Source organism: Microbulbifer thermotolerans (genome assembly GCF_001617625.1).
Classification (GTDB): Bacteria; Pseudomonadota; Gammaproteobacteria; order Pseudomonadales; family Cellvibrionaceae; genus Microbulbifer; species Microbulbifer thermotolerans.
The window spans coordinates 3,654,279-3,672,511 of record NZ_CP014864.1 but is presented as its reverse complement, the minus strand read 5'-3'; the positions used below and the strand labels follow the sequence as shown (position 1 = coordinate 3,672,511).

18 protein-coding genes are annotated in these 18,233 nt (G+C 60.1%); 2 read left to right on the top strand and 16 right to left on the bottom strand.

Annotated features, from left to right (window positions below):
* Nucleotides 1–229 precede the first annotated feature (229 nt).
* Genes A3224_RS15150 through A3224_RS15120 form a run of 7 tightly spaced genes read right to left on the bottom strand, consistent with a single transcriptional unit; the run spans nucleotide 230 to nucleotide 7,926 of the window.
* Entirely contained in the window at nucleotides 230–1,636 is a 1,407-nt protein-coding gene (locus A3224_RS15150) for a DUF58 domain-containing protein (RefSeq protein ID WP_067156540.1), read from the bottom strand.
* Nucleotides 1,633–2,646, bottom strand: a complete 1,014-nt coding sequence (locus A3224_RS15145) for an AAA family ATPase (protein ID WP_067156537.1) — start codon at nucleotides 2,644–2,646, stop codon at nucleotides 1,633–1,635. Before A3224_RS15145 ends, A3224_RS15150 begins: the two co-directional genes overlap by 4 nt.
* A complete protein-coding gene (locus A3224_RS15140; protein ID WP_067156535.1) occupies nucleotides 2,643–3,947 on the bottom strand; it encodes a DUF4350 domain-containing protein in 1,305 nt (434 codons plus the stop codon). Before A3224_RS15140 ends, A3224_RS15145 begins: the two co-directional genes overlap by 4 nt.
* A complete protein-coding gene (locus A3224_RS15135; RefSeq protein ID WP_067156532.1) occupies nucleotides 3,937–5,514 on the bottom strand; it encodes a DUF4129 domain-containing protein in 1,578 nt (525 codons plus the stop codon). The genes A3224_RS15140 and A3224_RS15135 overlap by 11 nt, the downstream gene beginning before the upstream one ends.
* The gene (locus A3224_RS15130) at nucleotides 5,504–6,469 is read right to left on the bottom strand and encodes a stage II sporulation protein M (protein ID WP_067156529.1); all 966 of its coding nucleotides are present in this window, start codon (nucleotides 6,467–6,469) and stop codon (nucleotides 5,504–5,506) included. Before A3224_RS15130 ends, A3224_RS15135 begins: the two co-directional genes overlap by 11 nt.
* Nucleotides 6,466–7,158 (bottom strand): RDD family protein, encoded by a 693-nt coding sequence (locus A3224_RS15125; protein ID WP_067156526.1) that lies wholly within the window; start codon nucleotides 7,156–7,158, stop codon nucleotides 6,466–6,468. The genes A3224_RS15130 and A3224_RS15125 overlap by 4 nt, the downstream gene beginning before the upstream one ends.
* A gap of 24 nt (nucleotides 7,159–7,182) precedes the next feature.
* Nucleotides 7,183–7,926 (bottom strand): DUF2189 domain-containing protein, encoded by a 744-nt coding sequence (locus A3224_RS15120; RefSeq protein ID WP_156481513.1) that lies wholly within the window; start codon nucleotides 7,924–7,926, stop codon nucleotides 7,183–7,185.
* 182 nt (nucleotides 7,927–8,108) lie between these two features.
* Here A3224_RS15120 and A3224_RS15115 point away from each other — a divergent pair, with 182 nt between their 5' ends.
* Nucleotides 8,109–8,681, top strand: coding sequence for a DUF2939 domain-containing protein (locus A3224_RS15115; RefSeq protein WP_067156521.1), 573 nt, complete (start codon nucleotides 8,109–8,111; stop codon nucleotides 8,679–8,681).
* The gene (locus A3224_RS15110; protein ID WP_067156517.1) at nucleotides 8,674–9,057 is read left to right on the top strand and encodes a DUF2237 family protein; all 384 of its coding nucleotides are present in this window, start codon (nucleotides 8,674–8,676) and stop codon (nucleotides 9,055–9,057) included. Before A3224_RS15115 ends, A3224_RS15110 begins: the two co-directional genes overlap by 8 nt.
* A 48-nt stretch (nucleotides 9,058–9,105) precedes the next feature.
* On the opposite strand, the gene A3224_RS17045 is transcribed toward A3224_RS15110, so the two are convergent.
* The 9 genes from A3224_RS17045 to A3224_RS15065 all read right to left on the bottom strand — a co-directional run bounded on the left by A3224_RS17045 (nucleotide 9,106) and on the right by A3224_RS15065 (nucleotide 18,137).
* Nucleotides 9,106–10,080, bottom strand: coding sequence for an AgmX/PglI C-terminal domain-containing protein (locus A3224_RS17045; RefSeq protein ID WP_067156514.1), 975 nt, complete (start codon nucleotides 10,078–10,080; stop codon nucleotides 9,106–9,108).
* Between the two features lies 1 nt (nucleotide 10,081).
* A complete protein-coding gene (locus A3224_RS15100; protein ID WP_067156511.1) occupies nucleotides 10,082–10,606 on the bottom strand; it encodes an ExbD/TolR family protein in 525 nt (174 codons plus the stop codon).
* 1 nt (nucleotide 10,607) lies between these two features.
* Complete coding sequence (locus tag A3224_RS15095) at nucleotides 10,608–11,132, bottom strand: ExbD/TolR family protein (RefSeq protein ID WP_067158121.1); 525 nt, start codon at nucleotides 11,130–11,132, stop codon at nucleotides 10,608–10,610.
* A 19-nt stretch (nucleotides 11,133–11,151) separates the two neighbouring features.
* Nucleotides 11,152–11,814, bottom strand: coding sequence for a MotA/TolQ/ExbB proton channel family protein (locus A3224_RS15090; protein WP_067156508.1), 663 nt, complete (start codon nucleotides 11,812–11,814; stop codon nucleotides 11,152–11,154).
* Between the two features lie 154 nt (nucleotides 11,815–11,968).
* Entirely contained in the window at nucleotides 11,969–12,244 is a 276-nt protein-coding gene (locus A3224_RS15085) for a hypothetical protein (RefSeq protein ID WP_067156505.1), read from the bottom strand.
* Complete coding sequence (locus A3224_RS15080; RefSeq protein WP_067156503.1) at nucleotides 12,244–12,870, bottom strand: tetratricopeptide repeat protein; 627 nt, start codon at nucleotides 12,868–12,870, stop codon at nucleotides 12,244–12,246. The genes A3224_RS15085 and A3224_RS15080 overlap by 1 nt, the downstream gene beginning before the upstream one ends.
* A gap of 1 nt (nucleotide 12,871) precedes the next feature.
* Nucleotides 12,872–15,706, bottom strand: coding sequence for a tetratricopeptide repeat protein (locus tag A3224_RS15075; protein WP_067156500.1), 2,835 nt, complete (start codon nucleotides 15,704–15,706; stop codon nucleotides 12,872–12,874).
* Nucleotides 15,699–17,597: a tetratricopeptide repeat protein gene (locus A3224_RS15070; protein WP_067156497.1), complete on the bottom strand. Its 1,899-nt coding sequence runs from the start codon at nucleotides 17,595–17,597 to the stop codon at nucleotides 15,699–15,701. The genes A3224_RS15075 and A3224_RS15070 overlap by 8 nt, the downstream gene beginning before the upstream one ends.
* A 6-nt stretch (nucleotides 17,598–17,603) precedes the next feature.
* Nucleotides 17,604–18,137 carry an AraC family transcriptional regulator gene (locus A3224_RS15065; protein WP_067156494.1) on the bottom strand — a complete coding sequence of 178 codons (534 nt, stop codon included), beginning with the start codon at nucleotides 18,135–18,137 and terminating at the stop codon, nucleotides 17,604–17,606.
* Nucleotides 18,138–18,233: the final 96 nt, after the last annotated feature.

Genomic DNA, 18,233 nt, shown 5'->3' with positions numbered 1-18,233 from the left:
CCTGATGCAGTCGGTATGTGACGGTAAGGGGCCTTTTGACTTAGGTGGAAAGCGGAGGCGGTGGCCGGGCATTTCGAAGCCGTAAGATATAGGGGCGGGCCACTGGGGTGTAGTCGGGCATTTGCGCAATGCCCGTCATTACTTGCGCGCCGCGAGGCCCACAAAAGGGCTCGTGTAAATTCTTCAGAAGTCCCTTAGTCGCGGTAATGGGAGAGTATTCGAGGCTTTTTCAGATTCTGCCGCAGCGCTTCAGCTCCCAGTAGGTTTGCACCAGGGCCATATGCAGATGGCGTGGCTCAGAATCCACAACCAGCACGTTGCGCGCCCGCAGTTGCTGCAGCAATTGTACGCGGCGCTGTAAAAAGTCCCGGGCAGCGGCGGTGTTTACGGCTTCGCCAAAGGTGCGCACTGGCCGCCGCAGTAATTCGTCCACCGCGGTTTCGCGCAGGCTGGCCACCATTACCAGGTGACGGCGGGACAGCAGTCGCACTGCAGCCAGTAATTCATCGCTGTCTTCATCGCGCAGGTTGGTGATCAGGATCACCAGGGCGCGGCGCGGATGTGCGGCCAGCAATTGCTCGGCGCTGCTGATGTAATCCGGGTTGGCGGTGCCCGAATGCAAGTCGTAGACGTGATTTAGCAGCAGGTTGATGCCCCCTTCGCCTTTCACTGGCGGCAATCGGCCGCCGGTGCTCGTGTTGTCGGCGGCAAAGGCTTCCAGGCCCACTGCGTCCCCTTGTTTGATGGCGACATAGGCGGACAGTAAGAGCGCGTTCAGCGCGTGGTCGAAATGGCTGAGTTCCCCGTCCTTGGCATGCATGCGGCGCCCACAGTCGAGCATGTAGACGATTTCCTGGTCGCGTTCATCCTGGTACTCGCGGCTTACCAGCTTGCGCAGCCGCGCGCTGGCGCGCCAGTCAACCTGACGCTGGCTGTCGCCCTCCCGGTATTCGCGCAGCTGGCGGAAATCCATCCCTTCGCCGCGCCGCTGACGCTGGTGCAGACCGAGAAAGCGCAGGCTCTGCTCGGTGGACAGTGCCTGCAACGAGGAAATGCCAAGAAAATTTGGGTAGACCTTGACCGACTCGGGGCGGCCCAACGTCGCCTTTGTCTGCCACAGCCCCCAGGGGGAGTCCGCCAATACCTCGATACAGCCGAAGTCCGCGCGGCCGCGGCGGTGGGGAACCAGTGGGTAGTCGATGGTTACTTCCTGTTGCGGTTCCAGCAGGGCGCGGCGCGGAAGGCCATCGGTGTGGAGTTGGGCCGGGAGTGCGTCGCAGACGTTTAGGCACAGGCGGCGCGGGCCTAGATTGCGCAGGGTTAGGCGCACCTGATTGGGCACGCCCAGGGCCAGGTTTCCGGGTGGCCGCCGGCTGCCCTCCAGACCTGCGACGCGGCGACCGGTGAGAAAGTCCAGCAGCGCGGCGCCGAAGAGCAGGGCGCCGGCGCACCACCAGAGGTTGGCCAGTGCGGTTGCGCTTGGCGGAGACCAGATGCGCGCGGCGGTGACTGCCAGCGCCGCCAGGCTCCAGTAGCCCAACAGCGTCACCAGACGGCGGCTGGGGCGCGTGCCGGCGGTTCTGTTCCCGACCGTTTCTGCGGCACTACCGGTCAGTGCCGCGGTGTCTTTGCTCATAGCCGCGGGGCCTCGACGGTATCGATAATCTGCGCCAGCACGGAGTCCGGGGTCTCGCCGTCGATTTCCATGTCCGGGGAAAGGCCCACCCTGTGCCGCATCACCGGAATTGCCATTGCCTTGACGTCGTCGGGCAGTACGAATTCGCGCCCGGCAAGCAGTGCCTGGGCGCGGGCGGCCTGCAGCAGGCCGATGCTGGCACGGGGGCCGGCGGCGCGGCGCAGCTGGGAGGCCTCACGGGTGGCGCGCACCAGCCGCACGGCGTAGTCCAGCACCTGCTGGTCCAAGGCGATCTGCGGGATTGTGTCTTGCAGCTGCTGTAGTTGTTCCAGAGTCATCTGGCCCGCCGGCGGCTGTTGCAGTTGTTTTTCGATACGCCCGCCACTGGCGGCGGCTGCCAGTTTCAACTCCGCGTCCAGGCTGGGGAAGTCGATCACTACCTTGAGCAGAAAGCGGTCCAGTTCTGCCTCCGGCAGGGGATAGGTGCCCTCCTGTTCAATCGGGTTCTGGGTGGCCAGTACCATAAAGGGTTTGGGCACCGGCAGTGCTTCGCCGTCGATGGTGACCTGTTTCTCCTGCATCACTTCCAGTAGTGCCGCCTGGGTTTTGGCGGGGGCGCGGTTGATTTCATCTGCCAGCAGCAGGTTGGTAAACACCGGGCCGCGCCGCACCTCGAAACGGCTCTTGGCCATATCGAAGATCGCGTGACCGGTGACGTCCGCCGGCATTAGGTCCGGGGTGAATTGAATGCGCCGGAAACTGCCGCCAAAACAGTTGGCGAGGGCGCGTACCAGCAGCGTTTTGCCCAGGCCGGGCACCCCCTCCAGCAGCACGTGGCCCGAGGCCAGCAGTGCGATCAACACCTGGTCCACCACGGCTTCCTGTCCGATCAGCAAGCGGTTGATGGCGCTGCGCAGCAGCGTCAGTTGTGCCGATGCTGTTTTCCAGTCCGGGCTGTCGGACCCGGCCAGAGGATGTTGTTGTTCGGGTTGGTAAGTGGTGTCGCTCATAGGACTGCCTCGATTTGCTGCAGGTTGCGCATTCGTTCGGTAAACGCCTCTTCGCTGCGGGGGGGATCGCCCCACAGGCAGGCGGCAATGGTGGTTTCGTCCAGGCCGGTTTCGGCGCTAAGTCGCTCGCACACCTGGCGCCGGGTGGCCTGGCCGGCCCCTTCGGCACCGAGGCGGCGCAGCAGGGCGCGGCGGTGTTCGTCGAGCAGACCTTCGCATCGATCGGCGCGCCAGTAGTAGTGGCCACAGGCGGAGATATGTTCCAGCAGAGAACGGCGTGCCCTTTCCGGCTCGACCGCCAGGGGCCCAAAGCGGCGTGAGCGGAGTAGCAGCCACGCCAGCAGCGCCAGGCCTCCGGCGAGGAAAAATTCGCCTGCGTAGCGGCGGGCGAGGACGAAGAGAGATTCGAAGTGCGGCTGGGTCAGAAAGATAAATTCACCGCTGGATGCCAGCAGCGCGAGGAAATAGGCGTGATCGAAATGACCGATACGCCGGTTTTGCCAGATGCCGCCATCCGTCAATAAAGTGATGCGGCCGTCGCCGCGCTGGAATTGCATAAAGGGCACGCCGCTGTCACCGCGGCGGATTTTCGCCCAGAAGACCGGCCCGTCGACCACCGTTTCATCTTCGAGTGCCGGGTGGTGGAGCAGTTGGCTCGGGTTGAAATGCAATTGGTAACTGCCGTTGTCGCCAGTGAGTTCAACTAGGTCTTCCGGGTCTACCTCCGGATTGCGCGGCGCTTGTTCCTCTTGGGTTTCTTCCTCTCCGTCTGCCTCTGTATCGCGCTTTCCATCCTTGAGCTTGCGGTTGTGCTCGCGCAGGATTTCACTGGCAGTTTTTCCCTCATACTTTTCCACATCCTCGCCGAGCAGGTCGCGGAAAGGGTGTTCCATAAAGAATTTCTCCCGGCCCTCTTCCAGCGTGACGCCCAATTCTTCCAGCAGCCAGTCGCGTTCGGTACTGTCGAGGGCATGGGCAATGACAATGGCGTGGCCGCCCCGTGCCACCCACTCGAGCAGTTCGCTGGCGCGGCGGGGGTTGTATACCTGGGTGGAGCTGGCCAGGAAAAGGGTGTCATCCGGCGCGAGTCTGGCGAGCTCTGAGATATTGTCCGCGCGGCGGTGGCGCACACCGGCGGCGGCGAGGAACTGTTCCGCGGCCAGATAGGGATTGCGCCAGGCCGCCGCGCTCCAGCCGCGGTCGGCCTTTTCCGTATAGCGCTCAAACAGGAGGAAAAACAGGGCCGCCAAAGCCGCAGCCAGCAGCAGCACAAGCCCGATCAGCAGGCGACTAATCTTCATTGCCGAAAGCCTCCTGCCACTGATTGCACAGGGTTTCCACCTGCGCCAATTGCGGCGCCCGGTGAGCGTAAGCCAGTTGCTGCCAGGCGACGGTCAGTTGCTGCACCAGTTCGCACAGAGCGGCGCTGACCGGCCGCTGCGCCTCCGGCTGCGGGTGCGCCTGCCGCTGGCGCACCAGCTGCGCGCACTCGCTTTCGGTCAGGTGGTCGCCGAATTCAAACTGATAGCTTTCGATCAGGTGGGCCAGGGTGGCGCGGTATAAAAGCCCCAGGCCGCCGCGCTTATCACCACTTCGCCACAGGCGCAGGACTTCCGCGCAGACATCATCGGGCAGGCTCGATTGGCGCACGTCTAGACCAAAGAGGGTTTCCGGTCGTAGCCGCGTCTCAGGTTTTTTTCGCTGCCAGCGCAGACTTTGCAAAATCTGTTCGCGATGACGGAGCAGCAGATAGGCTACCAGGCCTATAAAGGCCGCCCAAAGCAGTAACTCTGCCAGCAGGCCGATGTGGGCGGCCCAATCGACCTCCCGTTCTTTATCACTGGCTAACTGGCGGTTCTCCAGCCATTGCACAAAGTCGATCAGCCACTCGGGGATCTCGCTATCCATGTCGAGCTCTTTTAATCGCCAGCCGCTCACTTCCTCTTGTTGGTGGAAGTCTTCGCCTGCGAGGACCTGGTCGATGGTTTCGCGGGATTGTTCCGGTGTGAGCGCTGCCTCGGCACTGGCGTCTTCCGCCGGCAGCAGCGTGGATATGCTCAAAACACAGAGCAGTAACAGAGATGCGGCGGTGGTGGCGTGGGCCGCGCGCTTCTGCCGGTCCTTTTGTGCGCGCAGATGTCTGTCGCGCAGACTGCGGAACTGTATCTCTATGTCCCAGGCCTCCAACTCAATCCGCCGGCCGATGTAGAGACAGAAACCGCTGACGACATAAAAAGGCGCCACTGCGGCCATTACCAGCAGATAGAGTACATTGGAAGCCCATTCCAGCCACAGTGCACTGTTTGTGAGCATAGGCAGCCAGTCGATCTGTACCTGCTCGGGAATCAACAGGTACATAAAAGCCAGCAGGGCGAGAAACAGAAAAAATTCCAGATGGAACCCGGTGAGGGTCAGCCAGGTGGCGGCGTTGGAATGCTTGCGGTGCAACACACCGATACGCGCGGCACGGGCACTGCCGCTGGTCTGCTCGAGCAGGGTCACCGGCATATCGTACGAGCGGGTGGCACTGAGGCGGCGCCAGGTAAGCCAGGCAAACCAGTCGCGGCGGTTCAGGGAAAAGAACTGCTTGAGCGCGCCACTGACGGAAACCCGCTCACCGAACAGGGCGCGGCTGGCGATAAAGAGCGGCAAGCGGTCGTAGACCGGTTTCAGCCACCAGACCAATAACAAGGCCCAGCTGGGGGAGTCGTGCAGTAGCCAGAAACTGCAGGCAAACACCACGGATGCCGGCAGCAGCCACACAATAAACAGTGGCCACCAGTGCTGGCGCGCCAGGGCGATGCCCAGGTCGATGGACTCCCATGGAGAGCGCAGCCGTGCGCGTATTGCCAGGCGCTCAAGCTCCACGCTGTGTCCCCTCTCTGCCAGCCAGAGTGAAATAGGCGAAAACCAGCAGCCACAGAAGAGCGCCGACGGCCAGTTTTACACTGATCGCAATCTCCGTGCTGGAGGACCAGAAAGCCTCGATAAAGGCGGCGATGACCAGCATCAAAAAGGTACCGTACATGATTTTCATCGCTTCAGTGCCGGCCAGCCGCAGCGCCACCAGGCGGCGGTGGCGGCCCGGATCCACCAGTGCCTGCCCCAACATCAGACCGGCGGCACCGGCCAGTACGATGGCGGTCAGCTCAAAAGCGCCGTGCCCAATCACAAAGGGGTAAAAGGTGGAGACAAAGCCGATGCGGGTGATATGACCGCAGATGGCACCGAGAAAAATGCCGTTGTAGACAAGGAAGAAAATAGAACCGAGCCCCAACAGCAGGCCGCCGGCAAAGGTGCGAAAGGCAATGCCAATGTTGTTCTTGATGTAGAAGCCGAACATCATCAGATCCGAGTCCGAGCCCCGTTCGCGCCCCAGCACGCGGTTGCCGGGATCGTACATGGCTTCCATTTGCCGCACCTGGATCGGGTCCAGGACCGCGTAAACGAGCGCATCATTGTGATAACTGCCGATACCGAGTACCAACGCCGGTAATACAAAAAGGGCCGCCGCCAGCCAAACAGTGCGGATTTGCGCGCGCACTGCCTGGGGGAAGCCGCTCAGCAGATACCGGAGCCAGGTATTGCGCCGCAGTGTCTGCTGCCGGTAGAGCCGGTGGTGGGCGGCCATCACCAGCTGATTGAGCCGCTCGATCAGCTGGTTGGTGTACTGGCGCTCTTTGGCCACCGCCAGCTGCTGGCACACACTGCGGTAGGCGACGGGCAGGTCCAGGGTGGTATCGCCGTCTGCGCCGGTTTTGAGCCACTTTTCCAACCGCTCCCAACTTGCGCGGTAGCGTTGTTCGAAATCCCTCTGTTTCATTTTCCACCCGTCTGACCGCCGAGCAGCCATGTGCCCACGGCGCGCAGATAGTCGAGCGCCGCCCGTTCTTTTTTGCCGGTGAGCGGCTCCAGCAGTTCAGCCAACTCCCGCTGGCGGGCCTCGCTCAGCTCTCCGCTGCGCTCGATCAGACTGATCAGTGCCTGTTGATCCTGTAGTTGTAGACCTCGGGGCGGCGGCAGCGGGGTGACATCGGGCAGGGTTTGGGGGGCCTTGCTCTCCCGCCGGTAGACTACCAGCGTACCCGCAGCGAGATCGCCGAGGCGCTGGAAGTGCCGGCCAAGTGTCATGCTGACGACACCCGCGGCATAGGCAAAGGGGAGAAAGTCGGCAAAACGCAGCAGATTGCGCAGCAGGGAGGCGCTCCAGGAAATCGGCGTCAGGTTATCGTTGACCACCACAAGGCCGAAGGCCTTTTTACCTGGGGTCTGGCCGCCGTGCATCACCTCGAAGTAGACCGGGTAAAACCACTCCAGCAGGAAGGAGCACAGCAGCCAAATGCCCAAGCCAGCATTTTCGGCAAAGGCCAGTGCGATGGCTAGGGCGATCAGAATAAGGCTGCGGTAAAAGATATCGACGCCGTAAGCGAGAATGCGTGGCACGGGCCCGGCGGCCTGTGCACGCAGATCAACGCCCTCGGGCGTTTCGACACTGTAGGTTGTGTCCAGCAAACTACCGCTCCCTGGCTAACTCGATCAGTCTTCGGGTCCGCCGAAGATATTGCGGTAGACAACACCGATGGCGATGGCGATCAGGGGCAGTGCCCAGATCAGACCGATCAGCAATGCCAGGGCGCCCGCAAAGTACAGCAGCAAGCAGACAATCAGAAAGCCAAAGAAGGAGAACCAGTGTTTGGTAATGGCCTTGCGGGAAGTCTCCATTGCCTGCCAGGGGCCCATGTTTTTATCGGCAATCAGCGGTATCGCGAGCAAATAGGCTACAGACAAGTAGATACCAGGGATGACGAACAGGAAAAAGCCCACAAGAGTGAATATTGAGATGAGGATATTGGCAATTGCCAGAGGCAGCAATTTGTCGAAGTGGGAAAATATTTCCGTAGCTGAGGTTTGCTCTTCGCGCGCTATTTTGACGCCGACCATCCATAATCCTGCTATCAGGGGTGCAGTGGCCAGGGCGACAATCACCTGATATAGGAACATAGACGTTAAGGCGCCGTTAGCGGAAGCACCGAAATTGAAAGCGGAGTAGCCTGTAATGACACTGGCCACCAGGGTGATCGCGACATAGCAGACGAAATACAGGATAAGAGCCAGCCAGATGGTAAGCTTTTTACCTTTGCTGCGGTTCCAGGCTTCTTTGAGAGTATCTTCGATGGCAATGGAGTAGTCTCCGGCAAGTCCTTTCTCCAGAGAACCGTAACTGCCGCTTTCGCCCCCCTCGGTTAATTGTGCTTCTGGAGCTTTATAAATATCGCTCATCTCCAAATGTCCTTTGTTGTCTTTGTTGGATTGGGTATAGAACCCGGCCATGGGACTATCGCACAGCAACCGCTGGCGGACAATCCCGCGCCATAGGGTGAATTGGAAAAAATTAGGCGATGATCCGGCCCGGGGATAAAATTCTGAGATCTATAGCACGTAAGTCGAGAGATTAAAGTTTGATGAAAAAATGGTTAACCATTGCTCTGGTTTCATTTGCACTTTTGGCTGCGGGCTATATTGCCTTGCCGCGTTATGCTATCGAGCAGCTGGAAATGGCGGCACGTGATGAAAATGAAGAACAGTTGCAGCGTTATATAGACTTTCCCGCCTTGCGTGACAATCTGAGGCTGCGGTTGCAGCGGAAATTGCGTGAATCGGTGAATGGCGATGTGCCCGAGGAATTTCGCGAGTTCTTGGCCGCCGGTGTCAATCTGTTTGTGAGCCCGCTGCTGCAGCAATTGGTGACATCGGAGGGAATCGGCGAACTGTTGCGCGGCGGCAAGGATTTGCGTGAGTTCGAACTCGAACTGTACCGCATGTCTTCGTCCGTATCGGGAGATGTCGTGGATGTGCCAGAAAGTGAGGAAAACACTTGGCAATTGAGGCGCTGGCGCTTTGTTGGTGTCAACTTGGTAAGTGCTGACTATGGCGGCGACACCACAGCGCGCCTGCGCCTGATTTTGGAGCGCCGCGGGTTACGCTGGCAACTGGTGGACTTGCACCTGCTGGGAGGGGAGAAAGAAGATGAATAGCGTCATGCAAGAGTCGATAAATGTGTTTGGGGATCCCCTGTTGCCGTGTGGCCTGGACCCGGTGACGGGTTTTTTCCGCGATGGCTGCTGTAACACTTGCGAGGAGGATTTGGGCTCCCATACGGTTTGCGTAGAAGTGACAGAGGCGTTTCTGGCGTTCTCCCGCGCCCGCGGCAATGATCTCAGTACTCCGGTGGAGGAATTCGGATTTCCCGGATTGAATCCGGGAGACCGCTGGTGCCTGTGCGCAGCCCGCTGGTTGGAGGCACAGAAACACAATATGGCACCGCGGGTCTATCTGCTGAGCACACATATCAGGGCGCTGGAAATTGTGCCCATGACACTGTTGCGCCGCTATGCAATCGATCTGAATTAGCCGCGACCGGGGCTGTCAGCCGGAGGCCGGTCGCGGCTGTGTGAGCGATCAGGATGGCAGGAAGTCGATGGAGTAGTTCAGTGTGGTTCTCTCCACATTGGCCGCGCCGAAGTTGATCAGGCGTATCCGCGCCAGCAACTTGCGTTCCAGATCCGGATCATTCAGGTCACTGCCGATCAGCTTGATTCCCGACACCGTGCCGTTGGCTTCAATCACCAGCTGTACTGTGACTTTACCTTGCAGCGTTGGGTCGCGGCGCAGAGCGCGGTTATAGATCGCATAAATGGCGCCCTTGTTAGCCTCCATAATACTGCGGATGGATTCCTCCGCGCGTGCGGTTTTTTCCCGCTGCACTTTCTTGGCGACTTCCCGTGCGGCGCCACTGGCCTGAACGCTTTTGACTTTGGTGGTTTCACGCGCGGCCAGGGCGATACCACCGGTATCCCGACTCAGATTGCCGGTGTTGACGCCACCACTGGTGGTTTTGGAGCGATCGCTGATCAGACTGCGGTCAACGGTCTTTGCCCGCGCGGCACCAGCGGCCAGCTGGCCGGTGTTGACCTCGGCTACATCAATACTTTCGCGCATCGCCAGCAGATCATCCTGCATTTGCAGAAGACCGCTATTGGCGGCCTTCTCGCGCGCCAGTTTCACCTTGGCCGCCGGCGCTTTTTCCTTCACCTGTGGCTTGGGTTCGGGCTTTTTCTTCTTTAGTTCAGGCGGCTTTTTTTCCGGTTTTTTCTTTTCCGCCGGTTTTGGCTTTGGCTTCGGTTTCGGCTTGGGCTTCGGTTTTGGAAGTTCTTTCTTTTCCAAAATTACCTTGGCCAGCTGTGGCGGAATCCGCTCCGCTTGCTCCCGGGTGAGTTCCGGTACCGGAATCAAAGCCACCGCGATACCGAGAACGGCGAAGGCGATCAGCCCACCGCGGACAAATTTTGTAAAGCGGCGGTCTTCTTCCTCAGAAGAGGACCAGGGCAGAACCGTCTCCTGAATTTGCCAGGGTGCGTAAATAAAATTTGCCATATCAGCCGCTGACCCCCGCTTCCGTAACTGCGTCCGGGGAAGTCTGATTTACCGCGAAGGCCATATCGCGGAAATCCGCTGCGGCACAGGTCTGCATAATTTGTTTCAGCAGCCTGTAGGGCACCTGCTCATCGCCCATAATGGTCACCGGTCGCCCCGCCTCTTTTTTGTCTTCCGGCAGTGCGCCGGCTCGGTTGGCGAGGTACTTCAGTTCCTTCAGCAGCGGTTCGATATTTTCCGCCTCAGTGTCGATTTCCGAGACCTTGGCGATCAGTCGATCGCCGACGAACAGCTGTTCGTTGTTGACCCGCACCACTGTGGTGACTTCCGGTTTTTGTTGCGATGTGGAGTCTGGCAGTTTGATGGTTTTGTCACTCTGCAATACTTCCACATCGGAGGAGTTTACCAGCAGAAAAAACACCAGGATGGTAAAGATGTCCATCAGAGACACCAGGTTCAGTTTTGTCTGCTGTTTTTGCTGCCGCTGCTTACGCTCCTGCAGTTTGGCGGCTACATTCAGATTCATGCTATTGCCCCGCTGCTGTCTGCAGTGTCTGTTCCTGCGGTGCGTCGCCGAGAGAGATTTGTGGGAATAGCTCCGCGTCCACCACCGAGGCGGCCACTACTGCGCGGTAACTGCGCGCTGTGTCCATGGCGCGTACCAGCGTTTTGTAGGGTGTGCCTCTCTCGGACAGGATCACCAGGTCTTTTTTATCGATGGATTTTTCCTGCAGTTGCCGTTTCACTTCCTGCAGTACTGTCGACACCATGGCGAAATCCGGTTCGCCCTGTACATGGGGGATGCGCTTGACCCGCATCCCGGCCGGATAGTTGATGTCGATATAGGACTGTCGCAGCACCATCTCCAGTTGCCGGTTCTCCTCCGCACTGGCCGCGCTGCCATCACTGAGACCGGGCAGGTTCAGCTTCAGCACCGAGATGTGCGAGAAGACCATGTTGAGCAGCAGCACCGGGACCAGGATGATCATCAGGCTCATAAAGGAGGTGATGTCCAGCTCCGTGTCCCCGTGCGTGCGCCGGGGGATATTCAGTTTGAGCATGGCGCTACCGTCAGTTTTTGGTCGCTTTCTGTTCCGCCGCGCCGCGGCCCATAGTGATCAGGTTCAGAAATTTGACGCCGGCCATTTGCAGGCTGTCGACAATTTCGTTGGTTTTGTTTTGCAGCATGGAGTAGAAGAGCAACAGCGGAATTGCTGAGATAAGGCCGAAAGCGGTGGTGTTCATGGCCACGGAAATACTCGAAGACAGCATTGAGGCTTTTTCCGAGGGGTCCGCGTTGGCAACCGCGGTAAAGGCGGAGATCAGGCCCATGATGGTGCCGAGCAGTCCAAGCAGAGTGGCAATATTGGCCAGGGTAGCCAGGTAGCTAGTGCGCTTTTCCAGCCGCGGCACCGCCTCGAGAATGCCCTCCTCGATCGCCAGTGCGATATTTTCATCGCGTTTTGCGTACTGCATGGTACCGATACCGGCGGCGGCGATACGGCCCATGGCTGCCTTGCTGTCGCGGGCCAGTTGCAGCACACCCTGGTAATTGCGTTTCTGTAACATCGGCAGCAGTTGCATATAGGCGCGGCGGTTGGCGGCCTTGGCGTGGGTTAAAAAGATCCAGCGTTCCACCACCATCGCCAGGCCGATAACCAGCACCAGGGCGATCGGGTACATAAAGGGGCCGCCGTTTTGAAAGAAGCGCAGCAGCGCCTGGGTAAATTCCATAATGCAATCTCCGCAAATTTAGACAGTTTTTCGTGTTGTAAGATGGGCAAAGCCCAGTGCGCCCACCGCCGGTACCGGGATGGGTGTCAGCCCGCGTGGATGGGGACATGTGGAAAAAGCGCGAAAGCGATTTTCCACCGGCAGTTTGCCAACCCTACGGATTCTTTTGTTTTTCCTGGTCGTTTTGCAGCAGTTTCATTTCCCGCTGCAACTCTGAATACTCCTGGTGGCTGAAGACATAGCCCACCGTTTGCGGCAATACGCTGTCCAGCCGCTGCAGGCTGTCGGCCTGTTTCCAGGGAATGATGTACAGCACCTTGGGCTGTTCCTGGCTGCCGATCACCGAGGATTCCAGTTCTATCACGTCGTCTGCCACCGCCGGGGCGCTGAGGTGCAGTAGTGCCGCCAAGAGTGGAAATATTTTTTTCATCACAGTCTGCGCTCCAGATCCACTATCCAGCCGGCCAGCTGTTTGTCCGGTTCTTCGCGCAGCGCCTGAGCCGCGCGGTAGTGTTCGAGTGCCTTCTGCGGCTGCTGCAGATAGAGATCGAACAGTATGCCCAGGTTGCGGTGCGCATCGCTGTAATCCGGCCAGCGCGCCAATGCCTCTTGATAACACTGCAAGGCTTCATCAAAGCGGCCAGCGTCGCGCAGCAGCGCGGCCAGCTGATTCCAGGCAAAGACATTCAGGTCATTGACGCTGATGGCCTGGCGCAAGCTGGCCTCCGCCGCCTCCGCGTTGCCAGCGCGGCTCTGCACTATGCCGAGATTGAGCCAGGGACCGGACAGCTCGGGCCAGCGTTCGGTAATTTGCATCAGCTGGGTTTCCGCTGCCGCCATATCACCGGCCTCGTAAGCTCGCCTTGCAATTTCCATTCCTTCCCGCGCTGCCGCCGGCGCTTTTCGGGCCTGGGACAGATAGGGGTTGGCGCTGGGCCCGCCCGCGGAAATTTCCGCGGTTTGTTGCGGGCCGGAGGCACAAGCGGCAAGTAATACTGTTATCGCCGCGAGCAGCGGATAGTTAATGCCTCTTTTTGTCACTTTTTTTATTTGCATGTCAGTGCAATGCCTCGCTCCAGGCGAGGGTTGTTTCCTGTTTCTTGTAGCGTGCCGGCAGCAGGTTGCCGAGGGATTCGAAACTGCGTTTTACCCAGTCGTCATAGATGCCTTCACCAGTGCGGCGGATATTGGCCTCATGCAGTTCGATTGCCTTTTCTTCAAAGGGATAGGCCTGTTCCTCGAGCAGAATTTCATACTGCTCCAACTCCAATTCATTCAAATTGGTCGGGCGTTGTGACTCCATTAGATCGCGGCTCAGCTGGCGGTAGACTTCTGCCAGGCGGAAGTTAGCGAGGGTTGTGAACTCCGCGATATTGAATTGCAGCACTTTGCGGTAATCCGCGACTGTGGTATCCATCGCGCGTTTCTTGGCCGCGAGGCTTTTCTTCAGCGGCAGCTGCAGCCGCATGGCGGCAAAGGATTGATAGCTTTGATCCGCCAGTTCGCTCTGCGCGTAGGCGGCCAGGTAGCGACCGCGCGGCGACTCAACTTTGTTGCCGGCCAGATTTTGCAGCCAGGCGTTGCGCTCGCGCGCTTGTCCGCTCGCGGCGAAAAGTTGCACCAGCTGGTATTGGGCCTCGAGATTCTCTTCCGCCGGCTGCGGCCATTGCTTGATGTAGCGCTGATAGGCATCGATAGCTTGGCGCTGATCACCGGCCTCCTGGAAACTTTCTGCGGCCATGTACAGCGACTGGCGGCGCACGGCGCCGTCCGGATCGCTCTGCGCCAGTTGCAGCAGCTCGCCAGCGGCGGCGCTGGGCATTTCCAGGGCGCGGAAGATGACCACGGCCTTGGCGGCCAGGGTCGGTGTCAGCCGGTGTCCTGGGTAGTATTTGCGGAAGTCCGCCAGTTCGGCACTGGCCTGCTGCCACCGCTTCAGCTCAATGAGATGGTTGATGGCATCGTACTGGGCGGTTGCGGCGATCTCGGTGCGGCCGCTGTCGCGGATGCGCAGCAGGTGCGCGAGCCCTTCTTCGCTGGGTCCTTCGGCCATTGCCAACTCCGCCTGGCGGTATATCGCCGCCTGGAGCCGTTCCTGTGCGTTATTGCGAATGGCGGTATCTGTTCCGGCCAGTTGCAGGGCGCGGCTGTAGGCCTGTTCCGCCTCGGCAAAGTTGCCGAGTTCAAACTGGCTGTGGCCGAGAATCATGGCGATATTCAGTTGCTGCTGGCCGTTGGGCGGCGGCTGCCACTGGGCGGCTTTGCCCGCGGCGGCGATGGCTTCCTGATAGCGGGACTGTTGCAGCAGTTTGTCGGCGGCCACCAGCAGCGCCGGCAGAGCGCGGGGATCTTGCGGCCAGCTGTCGGCAAATTTGAGGCCGGATTCGATATTGCGGTCGCGCCACAAGTTGACCACTTCCGGGTCTTCATTGCCGTCCAGTTGCTGTTGTACCTGGGCGGAAGTGAGAATCGCGGCGTAGCCGGCTTCGGCGCCGTGGGTTTTGTCGCCGTAGGTCCAGGCCACCTGGCTGTAGGCGAGCCAGGCGCCGGCGTAGTCGCCGGCCTGTTCCAGACACTCCGCCATCAGGAATACCAGCGGCGGTGTGCTCGGGTCTTCGGGAAAGGTATCCGCGTATTGGCGGTAGAGCTCCGCCGCGGCCATGTAAGCGCCGCGCGCGTCTTCTTCAAGCTGCTGTTTTTCCCGCGCCTTGCGCGCAGGGATTTTTTCCGCCTGGGCGGTGAGAGCCTGGGCGCGGGCGTGGTCGTATTTGGCCAGCTCTTCCAGCCACGGCTGCAGCCAGCCGCGCAGTTTTTCCCTTTGCGCTTCGTCCGCCGATTGCCAGTATTGGCTGCGGATGCCGTAGCGCTGCACAAATTCCCGCTTGGCCGGCAACACTTCGCCGTCCAGACCGGCGCTTTGCAGTGTCTCCACCGCGGACAGGTGCAGCGCCGGTGCCTCCGCGCTTTGTGGATACTGTTCGACGTAGGTCAGGTAGGTGTCGGCGCTGTCCCGGAACCTTTCTTTTTCCCGGTACCAGTCCCCCAGGGCGCGGTACAGATGGTGCTGATAGGGGCGCGGCTCCCCTTCGCCGCTGTAGGATTCGATGACCTCGGCGCCGCCCTGGTAGCTGAAGTTGAGGGCGAGTCCGCGCAGGCTGTCTTCCGCGAGACGCTTTTGTCCCTGGGGAAGTTCTTCAAACGGCGCCCGCTGGTGCAATACGTCCAGCAGTTCCAGGAAGGTGTATGTGGATGTGCGGTAATTTGCCGATTTGAACTCGGACCAGGCGAGCATGTAGCGCGCATTGTCTTCGAAGGGACTGTCGCCCCGCTCTAACAGTGTGCGGAAATCCCGCGCGGCTGCGGTGTAATCCTGGCGGTTGAAGGCGGCTTCGCCACGGCGGAACAGTACTTCAGTGATAAACGGCGATTCCGGTGCTGTTGCAGCGATTTTTTCCAGCGCGCGCAGCGAATCCTGCGGTTGGCCATCCAGTGCCCGTGCCCGTGCCAACCGGTAGAGGATATAGTCGTCGCCGGGCATTTCCTGTGCCAGCTGTTCGTAGTGGCGCACGGCACTGCTATAGGAAACGGCAACATCAGGGTTTTCTGCCTGTTGCTGTTCCAGGCGCTCCATTTCCAGATCCGCCAGGCGCAGGCGGATGCGGCGCTGGGTTTGTGGGTCGCGGTTGCTCTCCAGGGCCTGGCGGTAGCTCTGTTGCAGCGCGGCGATATCCACCTGCGGCACTTCGACGCTTTGCGCCGGTGGCAACTCGGCACCCGGCAGGTCAGCGAGTGTCTGCACGGCGTTGTTGCTACAGGAGGCGGCGCTGCAACAGACGGCCAGCGCCAGCAGTTTTTTGCGCACGAATTTTTCGCGCCAGCGCAATCTATTCATCTTCGCCGCCCTCCTGTGTCTCGGCCGCGGGCCCGGCCTGCATGGCCGCGTCCTGCAGGCGCGCAATGGCCAACCGGCTGTGGGCCATGTACTGCTGAACCTGGGAGCGTTCCCGCTGCAGTTCGGCGATCACGTCTTTGCGGATGGAGGCTTCAATCAGATCGGCGGCTCTGGTGATAGCCGCGCGCTGTGCGCTCAGCTGTGGCCCCGCTTCGGAGACCTGCGCATGCAGTCGGTTCAATTGGGGCGCGCGCCGGGCGACGAGGTCGGTGTTGCGGCGCTGGCGCTCTGCCTGGTGCAGTTGTTCGTCCAGTTTGAGCAGCTGTTTGCGCTGTTGCCACAGGTTGTGGTGGTAGTCTTCACTCGCCTGCCAGAGCAGGATGCCGCGCGCGCGGGCGAGCGTTTTTCCCTGACTTTCCCGCGCTCTACCGGCCTTTTCCAATACTTTGTAATTTTCTTCGGCGCGCCTGAGCAGTGACAGCATTTCGCTGTCTTCGCTCTCTTGCGCGGCCAGAAGGGCCAGGCCGTCGCGGTCTTTTTCGATGCGGCCCAGGAACTCGTCCAGCTGGTGATACTGCTGTTCAGCGATTTGCATTTGTTGGTCGAACTGGGCGCTGTGGTAGTTCTCGACAATGGTCTGGTGGCGCTGCGCACGCGCGTCGATCAGGTGTGCGAAATGCGGCAGTTTTTCCTGCCAAGCTTCAATCACCTGTGAAAGCTGGCGCAGGTCTCGCAGTTCCGACAGGCGCAATTGAAACTTGTCACTTTGTAGTATCGGGCGCAGGTAGCGGCGGTTGTCTTGTACCAGCGGCGGCGCTTCCGCCAGCTGTAGCCAGCCATAGCGCTGCGCGACACCGTCTGCGGCGGCGAACTCTGTCGACGCTATGCTGTTTTGCAGTTGCTCGAGTTCGGTCAGCACCGCGTGGTAATGCTGCTCGGCGCTGTGGTAAGCGGCCAGGGCATTACCCGGGCGCTGGAGCTGCTCGTAGCTGTAGGGCAGGGCCACCATGGCCTCGCGCGCGGCTGCGGAGTCGCCGTGGTTGTCTACCAGGTATTGCAGTGCGTCGACCGCGGCTTTGTATTGCCCGCTGTTGATGGCCGACCAGCCCAGTCCCAGCAAAGCCCGGCGGGCCCAGGGGGTTTGCAGGCGCACTTGGCGGAAGGCTTCCATCGCTTCGCTGTGTTGCTCTTGCAATGCATAGGCGTAGCCGGCACCGGTGTACGCCTTGTCGGCCAGTACGCGCATTTCCTCGGAGTCGTCACCGCGCCGCGCCAATTTGGCTGCCTGGGTGTAGCGCGCCGCGGCGGCGGACAGTTGTCCCTCCCTCGCCAGGGCCGCCGCCAGGTTGATATTACCCAGCACCCGCTGTTCGAGAGATAGTGATTTCGCCTTTAGCGCTACTTCCGCCGCGGCAAAATCGCCCCGCCGCAGGGCCAGATTCAATTCCAGCCCGGACTCGGATGCGGCGCCGGATTTTTGCAACTGCTCGGCGGCCAGCGGCCAATCGCCTTGCAGGTAATTGAGTTCCGCCAGCTTCTGCCAGGCCACGCGGCGGAGGCGCGCATCGGTCTCGCTGTCGCCGTCACTGTTTTGCAACTGCTGCTCAAACAGCGTCGCCGCGCGTTGGCGCAGGCCGAAGCCGAGGCTGATACCGCCTTCGATTAAGGCGGCGTTGTCACTGTGCACTTTGATGGCGTCGCGCTCGCGGGCCACCAGCAGTGTGCTGAGCGCGTCGAAATAGTTGCCCTGAAAATATTCGTAGAGGACGGCTCCGTAGGCCATGTCTTGCGCCTGCGAGTACTTTTTCGGCGCCTCGGCGGCGAGCGGGGCCGCAGCGGCGAGCAGGGCCGCTGTCAGGGAAAAAACGCGGGAGAGAGGTCGGTACAGCATGGTGAATCAGGGGGCCGGCCACTGCACCAGTTCGAATTCCGGCTGCTGCTTGCCGCTGGCATCGGCGATGCGCAGTTCTATCACTGCCGGCTCATCCGTTTTCTCCAGTTCCAGCGTGGCCGCGCGCTTGTATTCGCGCCCTTGCGGGCCTATGCCGGTAAAAAAGGCGGAGATGGTGTAGTCGCCGGATTTCAGATTGCCTTTGTAGAGGGGCTGTATACCGCCGCGGATCAGCGCACTGCGTTGGTGGTCGGTGTACAAGTGGCTGGCGACGAGTTTGTTATCAATATGCAGTTTGACCGCATCCAGCTTGAAATACTCTCCCACGTCGACGGAAACGTAAAAGGCCACTTGGCTCTGTGCCGGGTAGAGCAGGTCTTCTTCGAGGATCAGCAGGTCCCGGTTCAGTTTCAGCACATTTTGTTTGAGATCTTCCAGCTTATCGGCGGGAAAGGTGTCCTCCCCGGCGACTACTGGAGCGCCCGCAATACCCGAGCAAAGAGTGAGGCAAGAAAACAGAAATTGGATACAGCGTCGCATGTGCGGTCTTCTCAAGAATGTTTTACGGCCTGTTGGCAGGCAATTATCGTGGAAATCCGTTGTGTTTTTATGTTGGTGCCCAGTCTCTATAACTTT